The 12,737-nt window shown below is 71.9% G+C and carries 13 protein-coding genes; 1 reads left to right on the top strand and 12 read right to left on the bottom strand.

The annotated features are described in order from the left end of the window. Positions 1 to 2 precede the first annotated feature (2 nt). Genes rpoZ through pyrR form a run of 9 tightly spaced genes read right to left on the bottom strand, consistent with a single transcriptional unit; the run spans position 3 to position 10,003 of the window. Positions 3 to 260 carry a DNA-directed RNA polymerase subunit omega gene (gene rpoZ / locus WBQ80_RS02150; protein ID WP_067947279.1) on the bottom strand — a complete coding sequence of 86 codons (258 nt, stop codon included), beginning with the start codon at positions 258 to 260 and terminating at the stop codon, positions 3 to 5. 9 nt (positions 261 to 269) lie between these two features. After that, the gene (gmk, locus tag WBQ80_RS02155) at positions 270 to 1,238 is read right to left on the bottom strand and encodes a guanylate kinase (RefSeq protein ID WP_442892669.1); all 969 of its coding nucleotides are present in this window, start codon (positions 1,236 to 1,238) and stop codon (positions 270 to 272) included. Beyond that, positions 1,231 to 2,109, bottom strand: a complete 879-nt coding sequence (gene pyrF, locus WBQ80_RS02160; protein ID WP_336570864.1) for an orotidine-5'-phosphate decarboxylase — start codon at positions 2,107 to 2,109, stop codon at positions 1,231 to 1,233. Before pyrF ends, gmk begins: the two co-directional genes overlap by 8 nt. Beyond that, positions 2,106 to 5,399, bottom strand: a complete 3,294-nt coding sequence (gene carB / locus WBQ80_RS02165) for a carbamoyl-phosphate synthase large subunit (RefSeq protein ID WP_336570865.1) — start codon at positions 5,397 to 5,399, stop codon at positions 2,106 to 2,108. Before carB ends, pyrF begins: the two co-directional genes overlap by 4 nt. Next, positions 5,399 to 6,595, bottom strand: coding sequence for a glutamine-hydrolyzing carbamoyl-phosphate synthase small subunit (gene carA, locus WBQ80_RS02170; protein ID WP_336570866.1), 1,197 nt, complete (start codon positions 6,593 to 6,595; stop codon positions 5,399 to 5,401). The genes carB and carA overlap by 1 nt, the downstream gene beginning before the upstream one ends. Next, positions 6,588 to 7,151, bottom strand: coding sequence for a PH-like domain-containing protein (locus WBQ80_RS02175; RefSeq protein WP_336570867.1), 564 nt, complete (start codon positions 7,149 to 7,151; stop codon positions 6,588 to 6,590). The genes carA and WBQ80_RS02175 overlap by 8 nt, the downstream gene beginning before the upstream one ends. Further along, the gene (locus WBQ80_RS02180) at positions 7,144 to 8,517 is read right to left on the bottom strand and encodes a dihydroorotase (protein ID WP_336570868.1); all 1,374 of its coding nucleotides are present in this window, start codon (positions 8,515 to 8,517) and stop codon (positions 7,144 to 7,146) included. Before WBQ80_RS02180 ends, WBQ80_RS02175 begins: the two co-directional genes overlap by 8 nt. Continuing rightward, positions 8,514 to 9,467 carry an aspartate carbamoyltransferase catalytic subunit gene (locus WBQ80_RS02185; protein WP_336570869.1) on the bottom strand — a complete coding sequence of 318 codons (954 nt, stop codon included), beginning with the start codon at positions 9,465 to 9,467 and terminating at the stop codon, positions 8,514 to 8,516. Before WBQ80_RS02185 ends, WBQ80_RS02180 begins: the two co-directional genes overlap by 4 nt. Continuing rightward, entirely contained in the window at positions 9,464 to 10,003 is a 540-nt protein-coding gene (gene pyrR, locus WBQ80_RS02190) for a bifunctional pyr operon transcriptional regulator/uracil phosphoribosyltransferase PyrR (protein ID WP_336570870.1), read from the bottom strand. The genes WBQ80_RS02185 and pyrR overlap by 4 nt, the downstream gene beginning before the upstream one ends. A gap of 129 nt (positions 10,004 to 10,132) precedes the next feature. Here pyrR and WBQ80_RS02195 point away from each other — a divergent pair, with 129 nt between their 5' ends. Then, positions 10,133 to 10,792 (top strand): hypothetical protein, encoded by a 660-nt coding sequence (locus WBQ80_RS02195; protein WP_336570871.1) that lies wholly within the window; start codon positions 10,133 to 10,135, stop codon positions 10,790 to 10,792. 64 nt (positions 10,793 to 10,856) lie between these two features. On the opposite strand, the gene WBQ80_RS02200 is transcribed toward WBQ80_RS02195, so the two are convergent. From WBQ80_RS02200 to efp, 3 genes are all read right to left on the bottom strand, one after another. After that, on the bottom strand, positions 10,857 to 11,387 hold the full coding sequence (locus WBQ80_RS02200; protein ID WP_336570872.1) for a DoxX family membrane protein: 531 nt from the start codon (positions 11,385 to 11,387) through the stop codon (positions 10,857 to 10,859). Positions 11,388 to 11,732: 345 nt separating this feature from the next. Next, positions 11,733 to 12,146: a transcription antitermination factor NusB gene (nusB, locus tag WBQ80_RS02205; protein WP_336570873.1), complete on the bottom strand. Its 414-nt coding sequence runs from the start codon at positions 12,144 to 12,146 to the stop codon at positions 11,733 to 11,735. Further along, positions 12,146 to 12,709, bottom strand: a complete 564-nt coding sequence (efp, locus tag WBQ80_RS02210) for an elongation factor P (RefSeq protein ID WP_336570874.1) — start codon at positions 12,707 to 12,709, stop codon at positions 12,146 to 12,148. The genes nusB and efp overlap by 1 nt, the downstream gene beginning before the upstream one ends. Positions 12,710 to 12,737: the final 28 nt, after the last annotated feature.

The raw sequence follows: 12,737 nt of genomic DNA on the forward strand, positions 1-12,737 counted from the left end.
GGCTATTCGCCGATCGGGCGGAGGCGCAGCTTGTCCTCGTTGATCTCGTGGAGCGCGACGGAGAGCGGCTTGTCGTCGATCGACGAGTCCACGAGCGGTCCGACGTTGTCGAACAGGCTGCCCTCGTGCAGGTCGGCGTAGTAGTCGTTGATCTGGCGGGCGCGCTTGGACGCGAAGATCACGAGCTGGTACTTCGAGTCGACCTTCGAGAGCAGGTCGTCGATGGGCGGGTCGATGATTCCGGACAGCTTCTCGGCCATGGAGGCTCCTTACGAGTGGGGCGCACCCTCGGTGCGCGGAAGATCTTGGCGGAGGGCAGCATGACGCCGCCCCCTTCGAGGCCGCATCAAGTCTACGACCTTTTGCGCAGCCTCGCGGACCTCGTGATTCACGACCTGGTGATCGAACTCCTCGACCGCGGCCAGTTCGACCTTCGCGGTCTCGAGCCGGCGCTGCTGCTCGGCCGGGCTCTCGGTGCCGCGTCCGACGAGGCGGCGGACGAGCTCCTCCCACGTCGGCGGCAGCAGGAAGACCAGCGTCGCCTCGGGCATCGCGCGGCGGACCGACCGTGCTCCCTGGATGTCGATCTCGAGCAGCACGCTGCTGCCCGCGGCGATCGCCTCCTCGACCGGCCCGCGCGGCGTGCCGTAGCGGTACGCGTTGTGCACGGTCGCCCACTCGAGCAGCTCGTCGTCGGCGATCATCCGGTCGAACTCCTCGTCGGAGACGAAGAAGTAGTGCTCGCCCTCGACCTCGCCGGGCCGCGGTGCGCGGGTCGTGGCCGACACCGAGAGCTCGACCTCGGGGTGGTGCTCGCGGATGTAGCCCGCGACCGTGCCCTTGCCGACCGCCGTGGGGCCGGCGAGCACGACCAGCCGGTCGCCCACGCCGCCGTGGTCGGCGATCCACTCGGAAGTGAACTCGCGCAGCCGCCGGCGCTGCAGGCGCCCCAGGCCGCCGAGGCGCTTCGAGGCGGCGATCTGCAGCTCGTCCATGATCCGGGCGCACTTCGTCTGCCCGATGGCGGGGATCGCGGTGAGGAACTCGGTCACGCGGAGGCGCCCCTCGACGCCCTCGGGCTCCTCGTAGGCGGCGCGCAGGACGTCGAGCGGGCTGCGGGCGCCGGAGGCGACGTCGTGCTTGACCGCGGCGCGGGCGCGACGCGCGGCGACGGCGGCACGCGATGCCGCGATGCGGTCGACCTCGGGCGGGGCGGATGCCACGGCGTGCTCAGACACGGGCGGCCCCGATCTCGTCGGCGCGGCGCACGATGGCCTCCACGATCCCGTCGGGCCCCTCGCCGAGCAGCGACCGGGACTCGCTCACGATGACGCCCGCCGAGAGCGCGCCGTAGATCGCCTGAAGGTCGCGGACGTCGGCGCCCTGGTGCCCGAAGCCGGGCGCGAGCACGGGGAGCACGGGCTCAGCCGGGTCGGCCGAGACGTCGATGCCGGATGCCGCGAGGTCGGCCGTCGCACCGAGGACCACGCCGATCGAGCCCATGGCCCGGTCGGCGGCGTCCTCCCGCGCCGCGTTCCACGCCGCGACGCCGGAGCAGATCGCACCGGCGACCGTCGCCCCCTCGCGGCTGGACTGCTGCAGGACCGCGCGCTGGATCGCGGCGGCCTCGGGGTTCGACGTGGCGGACAGCACGAACAGGCCCTTGCCCGCGGCATCCGCGCGTCGCATGACGGACTCGATGGAGCCGAGGCCCTGGTAGGCGCTCACGGTCATGGCGTCGGACTCGAGGCCCGACCCGGGGCGCAGCCACGCCTCGCCGTAGGCGTCGACGCTCGTGCCGATGTCGCCGCGCTTGACGTCGGCGATGACGACGAGTCCGGCGTCCCGCGCCTCGGCGAGCACGCGCTCGAGCGCGACGTAGCCGGCAGCGCCGTGGCGCTCGTAGAACGCGACCTGCGGCTTCACGATGCCGGCGCGTCCGGCGGCGGCGCCCACGACGCGGAGGCCGAACTCCCGCACGCCCGCGGCCGTGTCGTCGAGTCCCCACTGGTCGAGCAGCGACGCGTGCGGGTCGATGCCGACGCACAGGCGTCCGTGCGACTCGAACACGCCGTGCAGTCGGTCGCCGAAGGCGGTGGCGCCGTTCACGCGACCACCGCGGCCGCGCGGCGGCTCGCGTACTCCTGGAGGCTGGTCACCTCGAACCCGCCCTTGACCGCGTCGAGGGAGGCGACCGCGGCCGAGAGCTCGGCGATCGTGGTGAACAGCGGGATGTCCGCGGCGACCGCCGCGGCCCGGATCTCGTAGCCGTCCGCCCGCGCCGAGCGTCCGCTCGGGGTGTTGACGACCACGTCGATCTCGCCGCGGTGGATGAGCTCGACCACGGAGGGGTCGGCCTCGTCGTGCTTCTCGCTGAACTTCAGCACGGTTCCGCTGGCGATGCCGTTGCGCTGGAGCACCTCGGCCGTGCCCTCGGTCGCGACGAGGTCGTAGCCGAGCTGCTGGAGGCGCAGCACCGGCAGGATGATCGCGCGCTTGTCGCGGTCGGAGACCGACACGAAGACCCTCCCCGAGATGGGCATGCCCCCGTAGGCGGCCAGCTGGCTCTTCGCGAAGGCCGTCGGGAAGTCCTTGTCGATGCCCATGACCTCGCCGGTCGAGCGCATCTCGGGCCCGAGCACCGAGTCGACCATGGTGCCCTCGGCCGTGCGGAACCGGTGGAACGGCAGCACGGCCTCCTTGACGGCCACGGGCGAGTCGAGCGGCACGCGCGAGCCGTCGACCTCGGGCAGCATGCCCTCGGCCACGAGCTCGCGGATCGTCGCGCCGACCATGATGCGCGAGGCGGCCTTCGCCAGGGGGATGCCGAGCGCCTTCGAGACGAAGGGCACCGTGCGGCTCGCGCGCGGGTTCGCCTCGAGCACGTAGAGCACGCCGGCGCCGATCGCGAACTGCACGTTCAGCAGGCCCTGCACTCCGATCCCCTCCGCGATCGCGCGGGTCGCCTCGCGGACGCGGTCGATCTCGGCGCGACCGAGCGTCACGGGCGGCAGCGTGCAGCTCGAGTCGCCCGAGTGGATGCCGGCCTCCTCGATGTGCTCCATCACGCCGCCGACGTAGAGCTCGGTGCCGTCGAACAGCGCATCGACGTCGATCTCGATCGCGTCGTCGAGGAAGCGGTCGACGAGCAGCGGATGCGTCGGCCCGACGATGCCGTGGCCCTCGATGCGGGCGAAGTAGTCGGCGAGCGACGGCGTGTCGTAGACGATCTCCATGCCGCGGCCGCCGAGGACGTAGCTCGGGCGCACGAGCACCGGGTAGCCGATCTGCTCGGCGATGTGGACGGCCCCCGGCAGGTCGATCGCGGTGCCGTTGCGGGGTGCGACGAGTCCGGCCGCGTCGAGGATCGCGGAGAACTGGCCGCGCTCCTCGGCGGAGTCGATCGCGTCCGGGCTCGTGCCGAGGATCGGCACGCCCGCCGCCTCGAGGCCCTTCGCGAGACCGAGCGCGGTCTGCCCGCCGAGCTGCACGACGACGCCGACGAGCTCGCCCGACTGCGACTCGGCGTGGATCACCTCGAGCACGTCCTCGAGCGTGAGCGGCTCGAAGTAGAGCCGGTCGCTCGTGTCGTAGTCGGTCGACACCGTCTCGGGGTTGCAGTTGATCATGATGGTCTCGAACCCGGCGTCGGACAGCGCGAACGACGCGTGCACGCACGAGTAGTCGAACTCGACGCCCTGGCCGATGCGGTTCGGCCCGGAGCCGAGGATGACGACCTTGCGGCGTTCGCTCGGCGCGACCTCGGTCTCGAGGTCGTAGCTCGAGTAGTGGTACGGCGTGAGCGCGGGGAACTCGCCCGCGCACGTGTCGACCGTCTTGAACACGGGCCGGATGCCGAGGATGTGGCGCACCTCGCGGGCGTCGGCCTCGCCGAAGCCGCGGAGCTGGCCGATCTGGGCGTCGGAGAAGCCGTGGTCCTTCGCGAGGAGCAGCGTGTCGGTGTCGAGCGCCTCGGCATCGGCGATGCGCGCGGCGACCTCGTTGACGAGCACGATCTGGTCGAGGAACCACGGGTCGATCTTCGTGGCCTCGAAGGCCTGCTCGACCGAGGCGCCCTTCCGGAGGGCCTGCTGCACGAGCACGATCCGGCCGTCGGTCGGCACCCCGGCGGCCTCGAGCAGCTCGTCGACCGTCCGCGGCTCGTCATCCCAGTGGAAGCTCGATCCCCGCTTCTCGAGCGAGCGCAGCGCCTTCTGCAGCGCGGTCGTGAAGTTGCGGCCGATGGCCATGGCCTCTCCCACCGACTTCATCGTGGTCGTGAGCGTCGGGTCGGCCGCCGGGAACTTCTCGAACGCGAACCGCGGCACCTTCACGACCACGTAGTCGAGCGTCGGCTCGAACGAGGCGGGCGTGACCTTCGTGATGTCGTTGGGGATCTCGTCCAGGCGGTAGCCGATCGCGAGCTTCGCGGCGATCTTCGCGATCGGGAAGCCGGTGGCCTTCGATGCGAGCGCCGACGAGCGGGACACTCGCGGGTTCATCTCGATGACGATGACGCGGCCGTCGGCCGGGTCGACCGCGAACTGGATGTTGCAGCCGCCGGTGTCGACGCCCACAGCGCGGATGATGTCGATGCCGATGTCGCGGAGCTTCTGGTACTCGCGGTCGGTGAGGGTGAGCGCGGGCGCGACGGTGATGGAATCGCCCGTGTGCACGCCGACGGGGTCGACGTTCTCGATCGAGCACACGACCACGGTGTTGTCGGCCGTGTCGCGCATGAGCTCGAGCTCGTACTCCTTCCAGCCGAGGATGGACTCCTCGAGCAGCACCTCGGTGGTCGGCGAGTCGTGCAGGCCCTGCGTCACGATGCGGACGAGGTCCGCCTCGGTGTAGGCGAAGCCCGACCCGAGGCCGCCCATGGTGAACGACGGGCGCACGACGAGCGGGTAGCCGAGGTCCTTCGCGAACTCCTTGGCCTGCTCGAGGGTCGTCGCGACGTGCGAGCGCGCGACGTCGGCGCCGGCCTCGATCACGAGGTCCTTGAAGAGCTGGCGGTCCTCGCCCTTGCGGATGGCCTCGACCTTGGCGCCGATGAGCTCGACGCCGTGCTTCTCGAGGATGCCCGCCTCGTGCAGGGCGATCGCCGCGTTGAGCGCGGTCTGGCCGCCGAGCGTCGGCAGCACCGCGTCGGGCTGCTCCTTCACGATGATCGACTCGATCACCTCGGGCGTGATGGGCTCGACGTAGGTCGCGTCGGCGAAGTCCGGGTCGGTCATGATGGTGGCCGGGTTGGGGTTCACCAGGATGACGCGGACGCCCTCGGCGCGCAGGACCCGGCAGGCCTGGGTGCCCGAGTAGTCGAACTCGGCCGCCTGGCCGATGACGATCGGCCCGGAGCCGATCACGAGGACGGAGTTGATGTCGTCGCGCTTGGGCATTACTCGCCGTTCTCCTTGGTCTGCTTGCTCGCGATGACCATGTCGCGGAAGCGGTCGAAGAGGTAGTTCGCATCGTGCGGCCCCGCGGCCGACTCGGGGTGGTACTGCACCGAGAACGCGGGGATGTCGAGGCAGTTCAGTCCCTCGACGACGTTGTCGTTGAGGCCCACGTGGCTGACCTCGACCCGGCCGAAGCCCTGAGCCGAGTCGCTCACGCGATCCGTGGGCGCGGCGACGGCGAACCCGTGGTTGTGGGCGGTGATCTCGACCCGGCCGGTCTCGCGGTCCAGCACGGGCTGGTTGATCCCGCGATGTCCGAACGGCAGCTTGTACGTCTCGAACCCGAGCGCGCGGCCGAGCAGCTGGTTGCCGAAGCAGATCCCGAAGTAGGGCAGGCCCGCCCGCAGCGCCGTGCGCAGCAGCTCGACGTGCCGGTCGGACGCGCCCGGGTCGCCGGGCCCGTTGGAGAAGAACAGCGCGTCGGGCTGCAGGGCGAGCACGTCGTCGGACGTGACCGACTGCGGCAGCACGTGCACGTCGAAGCCGCGCTCGGCGAGGTACTTCAGGGTGGAGGTCTTGACCCCGAGGTCGAGCACCGCGACCGAGCCGACGCGCTCGCCCACGGCGTCGAGCGTGTACCGCTCCCCCGTCGAGACCGAGCCGGAGAGGTTCCGACCGGTCATCTGCTCGCCGCCCTGCACGAGCTCGAGCTGCTCGCCGGGCGAGAGGTAGGCGTCCTCACCCGAGAAGATGCCCGCGCGCATGGCGCCGAGCGAGCGGATGTGCCGCGTGACCGCCCGTGTGTCGATGCGGCTGATCCCGACGATGCCGGCTGCCGCGAGGTCGTCGTCGAGGCTCCGCTGCGAGCGGAAGTTCGACACGACGCGGGAGGGGTCGCGCACCACGAAACCGGCCACCCAGATCTTCGCGGACTCCATGTCGTCGTCGTTCATGCCGGTGTTTCCGATGTGCGGCGCGGTCATGAGGACGATCTGGCCGGCGTACGACGGGTCGGTCAGGGTCTCCTGGTAGCCCGTCATGCCCGTCGCGAAGACGGCCTCGCCGAGCGTGCGTCCCCGCGCGCCGTACGCGCGGCCCTCGTAGCGGGTGCCGTCCTCCAGGACCAGGACGGCACGGTCGAGGTCGACGGCGGCCGGTGCGGCCTGCTCGTCGACCGGGGTCGGGGTCTCAGTCATCCGAGGCCTCGCTCTCTTCGTTCTCTGCGGCCTGCCGCGACACGGCGGGCGTCGCGGCGATCTGGTTCACGGCGTCGATGAGCCGGACGTTGTCGCCCGGGTACCGGCACCGCAGGTAGCTGTCGACGCGCGTCGGGACCTCGGGCTCCGAACGGTCGTCCACGATCCACGTGAGGGCGACGAGGCCCTCGGGCTCGACCCCGCGATCGATCGCGTAGGTCGCGGTCCCCGCCCCGGCGAGGCGGTCGGCGGGGATGAAGCTCGGCAGCTCCCCGGCGATGCGGAGGAGCACGCCGGACGGGTGCACCTCGACGTGCGCGGCACCGCGGAACGCCAGCCCGTCGACCGCGAGCCGTTCGAGCGGCTCCGCCTCGGGCGTGGTGGCGACGTAGAGCGCCTCGAGCTCGAGCTCGGGCAGGCCGAGCCCGGCCGGCGGCGGGTACGCCGCGAGGGATTCGTCGCGCACCGCCCGCCGTCGCCATGAACGCAGCATGAGCCACCCGACGAGGGCGACCGCCGCGAGCGCGGCGAGGACGCCGACCCACCACTCAGTCACGCGCACCTCCCCGGGCGGCGGCGGACTTCGGCGCCACCTCGTCGGCGGGACGGACGGCGCCGTCGAGCACCGTGGCCACGCCGCGGTGGAAGGTCGCGACGACGCGGCCGGGCAGGGTGCGGCCGAGGTACGGGGAGTTGGTGCTGCGACCCGCGAGCCGCTCCGCGCCGAACTCGCCGCGCGCAGCGGGATCGACGAGCGTGAGCTCGGCCGCTGAGCCCGCGGCGACGGGTTCGCCGTGGCCGCTGATCCGGCCGATGCGGGCGGGCGTCGAGGAGAGCACGCGGGCGACATCCGTCCAGCCGATGAGGCCCGTGTCGACCATGGTCTGCTGCACGACCGACAGGGCGGACTCGAGGCCCACCATGCCGTTCGCGGCCGCGTCCCACTCGCACTCCTTGGCCTCGACGGGGTGCGGCGCGTGGTCGGTCGCGACGATGTCGATCGTGCCGTCGGCGAGCGCGGCGCGGAGCGCCTCGACGTCCTCCCGGCGTCGGAGCGGCGGATTGACCTTGAAGCGCGGGTCGTAGGCGGCGACCGGCCCGGCGGCGGCGTCGCGCCCGGCGATGAGCTCCTCGGTGAGGAGCAGGTGGTGCGGGGTGACCTCGGCGGTCACGTCGATGCCGCGCGCCTTCGCCCAGCGGATGACCTCGACCGAACCCGCCGTGGAGACGTGGCACACGTGCAGGCGCGACCCGACGTGCTCGGCGAGCAGCACGTCGCGCGCGATGATCGACTCCTCGGCGACGGCGGGCCAGCCGGCGAGCCCGAGCTCGCCCGAGAGTGCGCCCTCGTTCATCTGCGCACCCTGCGTCAGGCGCGGCTCCTGGGCGTGCTGGGCGATGACGCCGTCGAACGCCTTGACGTACTCGAGGGCCCGGCGCATCAGGAGCGGATCGAAGACGCAGAAGCCGTCGTCGCTGAAGACGCGCACGCGGGCTCGCGAGGCGGCCATCGCGCCGAGCTCGGCGAGCTGCTCGCCCTTCAACCCGACGGTGACCGCTCCGATGGGCTGCACGGTGGCGTAGCCCGCGGCCTCGCCGAGCGAGAGCTCCTGCTCGACGACGCCCGCGGTGTCGGCGACGGGCGACGTGTTCGCCATCGCGAACACGGCCGTGAACCCGCCGGCCGCGGCCGCCTGCGTACCCGTCAGCACGGTCTCGCTCTGCTCGTACCCGGGCTCGCGCAGGTGGGTGTGCAGGTCGACCAGGCCGGGGAGGGCGACGAGGCCGTCGGCGTCGACGACGGTCGCACCCGCAGCGTCCGCCACCGTGCCCACGTCGGCGATGCGGCCGCCCCGGAGCAGGATGTCGGCGCGCTCGCCCGTGGGCAGGACTGCGCCGCGGATGAGGAAGGACTCGCTCACCGGGCCTCACCCCGTTCGCCGGACAGCAGCAGGTAGAGGGCGGCCATTCTCACTGATACTCCGTTCGCAACCTGCTCGCGCACCGTGGACTGGGGGGAATCGGCGACGCGAGCGGCGATCTCGAACCCGCGGTTCATCGGGCCGGGATGCATCACCATCGTAGTCGCGGGCAACCGTGCGAACCTGAGGTCGTCGAGCCCCCAGGTGCGCGCGTACTCGCGCTCGTTCGGGAAGAACGCGCCGTGCATGCGCTCGACCTGGACGCGGAGCATCATGACGACGTCCGGCGACGCCGCGAGCGCGCGGTCGAGGTCGTAGTCGACGGATGCCGGCCAGCCGGACACGTCGACGGGGATGAGCGTCGGCGGCGCGACGAGCGTCACCTCGGCGCCGAGCGCGGCGAGCAGCCAGACGTTCGACCGGGCGACGCGCGAGTGCAGGATGTCGCCGACGATGACCACGCGCACGCCGTCGAGGTCCCGGCCGCGAGAGGCCTCGCCGTGCAGTCGCCGACGCATCGTGAACGCGTCGAGGAGCGCCTGGGTCGGATGCTCGTGCGTGCCGTCGCCGGCGTTCACGACGCCCGCGTCGATCCATCCGCTGGTCGCGAGCCGCTGCGGGGCGCCCGAGGCGTGGTGGCGGATCACCACGCCGTCGGCGCCCATGGCCTGCAGGGTCTGCGCCGTGTCCTTCAGGCTCTCGCCCTTGGACACGCTCGAGCCCTTGGCACTGAAGTTGATGACGTCGGCCGAGAGCCGCTTGGCGGCCGCCTCGAAGGAGATGCGCGTGCGCGTGCTGTCCTCGAAGAACAGGTTCACGACGGTGCGGCCCCGGAGCGTCGGGAGCTTCTTCACCTCGCGCGCCTGCACCGCGGCCATGTCCTCCGCGACGTCGAGCAGGGCGATCGCCTCGTCGCGCGCGAGGTCGCGGGTGCTGAGCAGGTGCCTCACGCGTCGCTCCCCTCGATGGTCACGGCGTCGTCGCCGTCGACCTCGGCGAGGCGCACGTTGATGCGCTCGCGCGTCGAGCTGGGGAGGTTCTTCCCGACGTAGTCGGCGCGGATCGGGAATTCGCGGTGTCCGCGGTCGACGAGCACGGCGAGGCGCACGGCGCGGGCGCGACCGAGGTCGGCGAGCGCGTCGAGCGCGGCGCGGATGGTGCGCCCGGAGTAGAGCACGTCGTCGACGAGGACGACCACGCGGCCGTCGATCCCGTCGCCCGGCACCTCGGTCGGGTGGGTGGTCCGGACCGGATTCCGGCCAAGGTCGTCGCGGTACATCGTCACGTCGAGGGCACCCGAGGGCACGTCGACGCCGGCGATCCGCGAGATGATGCGGCCCAGTCGCCCGGCGAGGGCCACGCCGCGCGTGGGGATGCCGAGGAGGACGAGGTCGTCGGGCCCCTTGTTCGCCTCGAGGATCTCATGCGCGATACGGGTCAGCGCCCGTTCGAGGTCAGCCTGCTGCAGCACGGTGCGCACAGCCATGCGGACTCCCTTCTCCGCCTCACGGGACGGACTTCAAGGTTGTCGGTCGGTCGATCCTACCAGCGCCGCGCGGCGCGGACGGTGCGCGGTTGCCGTCGTCGCGACCCGCCGTCCGCTACCGTTCGATCCATGCGCTCGCGTCCGGGCCGACCCGTCGGCGTCCTCCTCGCCCTCCTCGCCGCCGCGTGGGCGTTCGTGCTCCTGCCTCCGCAGCTGCACGCGTTCGCCGGGGCCTACGCGATGCCGCGCTGGCTGTTCGAGCTGCACCGGCTGGGCCCGTACGACGCCGTGCGCGGCTGGCTGGTCGCGAACGGCCAACCGGACTTCTACCTCGTGTTCGGCGCCGCGGCCTCCACGTCGTTCGTGCTGATCTGGCTGGCGACCGGACCGGTGCTCGGGGCCCTCGGATGGTCGGGACGCGTGCTGGGATGGTTGGTCCTCGCCGGCGCCCCGGTCACGCTCCTCAGCTACCTCAATCACCCGGCCGAGGCGCCGCTGCGCGTCCTGTGGGGCGCCGAGGCGTTCGTCCTCATCGCGATCGGCCTGTGGGCGGTGGTGGCCGCCTTCGCGGCGCCGCGGGGATCGGGCGTCCCGGTATGGGAACGACTGCTGCTCGGGGGCACGCTGCCCGTGCTGGTGATCGCGAGCGCGGCGCTCGGCTACTACCCGCACGGCACCCTCGTCGGACTCGGCCTCGAGGCCGCGGTCCTCGCCGCGTGGGGCGCCCGCGTCGCGCCGGCGGCGCCGGCGAGCGATCGCCCGAGGGCGACCGACCGGCAAGCGGCCTAGCAGCCGGAGGGAGCGGGACGCCGCGCGTCCCGCTCCCTCCGCCTGCCTGCCGGTGCGCGACCGATCATCGCGCCGCGTTCCGCCCGCGGAGGACGCGGGAGGCCACGACGAGCGCCGCGGCGACGAGCACGACGTTCTTCGCGATGTACTGGCCGAGGAGCGTCGGCCCCGCGGCGGTGATGAGCTCGCCCGTGAAGAACACGATGGGCGAGAAGATCCCGACGAACGCGACGGCGAGCATGACGAGGCCGAACCGGGCGAACACGCCCGAGATGAGGGCGAGGCCGGCGACCGTCTCGATGACGGCCGTCAGCACCATGGCGAGGTGGCCGCCGACGAGGCCGAACGTGAGCACGCCCCACGTCGCCTGCACGAGCGGCTCGACGGGGCTCACGCCCGGGATGAACTTGAGGACGCCGAAGGCGACGAAGACGGCGCCGAGCGCGACGCGCAGTGCCGGGATGCTCCAGCGCTCGAGGAGCGCCTTGAGGGCGGCCTCGGCGGCGGCGAAGCGGGCGAACGCCGGGGCGAGCCGCTCGAGGAGGTGGCGGTGCGAGACGGGCTGCAGCCCGGTGGGCGCGGACAGGGTGGACATGGTGGTGCTCCTTCCAGAGCGACGACGGTGACGGGTTCGGATGCCGGAATGCGGCAACGTGGTCCAGTGAACCGCCGTGCGGGCGCCGTCGGATCCGGGCGCATCCCGGAACCGGGCGAGGGTCTCCCCTTCGTCCTGGTGGGTGCTCGCCCGGAGCCGCCCTCAGGGTCGTGCGCAGACCGCCCCTCTTCGGGGGACGCGATCGCGCGCCGCGCCGTGGTGCCGGGGCATGGTCGCCGTGATGCCGTTCGCGGGCCACCTCGTCCCGCTGGGGGTCGCCTCCGCCGTCCTCGCCGACGGGCACGACCTTCCCGCGACGCTCCCGCGCCGCGACCTGAGCGCGGCTCAGCCCTTGGAGTGGGAGATCGCCGCGAGCAGCCCGTTGACGAAGCCGGCCGAGTCGTCGGTCGAGAGCACGGTCGCGGCCTCGACGGCCTCGGAGATCGCCACGGCGTCGGGCACCTCGTCGTTGTAGAGGATCTCCCACACGCCGATGCGCAGCAGCGCGCGGTCGACGGCGGGCATGCGCTCGAGGGTCCAGCCGCGCGAGTTGGTCGTGATGACCTCGTCGATCTCGTCGCGGTGATCGACGACGCCGTCGACGATCTCTCGCGCGTAGAGCCACGACGCCTGGCGTTCGGGCTCGCTCACGGCGCGCTCCGCCTCGGCGGCGAGCAGCTGCTCGACCGGAACCTGGCGCAGGTCGGCCGCGTAGAGCAGGTCGAGGGCGCGCTTGCGCGCCTTCGTGCGGGCGCTCACTAGTCGTTCACGCGCCCGAGGTACTCGCCCGAGCGCGTGTCGACCTTGACCTTGGTGCCCGTCTCGAGGAAGAGCGGCACCTGGATCTCGTAGCCGGTCTCGACCGTGGCGGGCTTGGTGCCGCCGGTCGACCGGTCGCCCTGCAGGCCGGGCTCGGTGTAGGTGATCTCGAGCACGACCGACGCGGGCAGCTCGATGTACAGCGGGTTGCCGTTGTTGAGTGCGATTGTGACGGCCTGGTTCTCGAGCATGAAGTTCTTGGCGTCGCCGACGACCGTCGCGGGGACCGTGAGCTGGTCATAGTCGGTCTGGTCCATGAAGACGAACCCGTCGCCGTCGTTGTAGAGGTAGGTGAAGTCGCGACGGTCGACGTTCTCGATGTCGACCTTGGCGCCCGCGTTGTACGTCTTGTCGACGACCTTGCCCGTGACGACGTTCTTCAGCTTGGTGCGCACGAATGCACCGCCCTTGCCGGGCTTGACGTGCTGGAACTCGACGACGCTCCAGAGCTGTCCGTCGATGTTCAGGACGACGCCGTTCTTGATGTCAGCGGTGCTTGCCATGGGTGATCCGTTCGGTGGAGGACGGGGA

It is taken from the genome of Agromyces sp. CCNWLW213 (assembly GCF_037199545.1).
In the GTDB taxonomy this organism is placed as follows: Bacteria; Actinomycetota; Actinomycetes; order Actinomycetales; family Microbacteriaceae; genus Agromyces.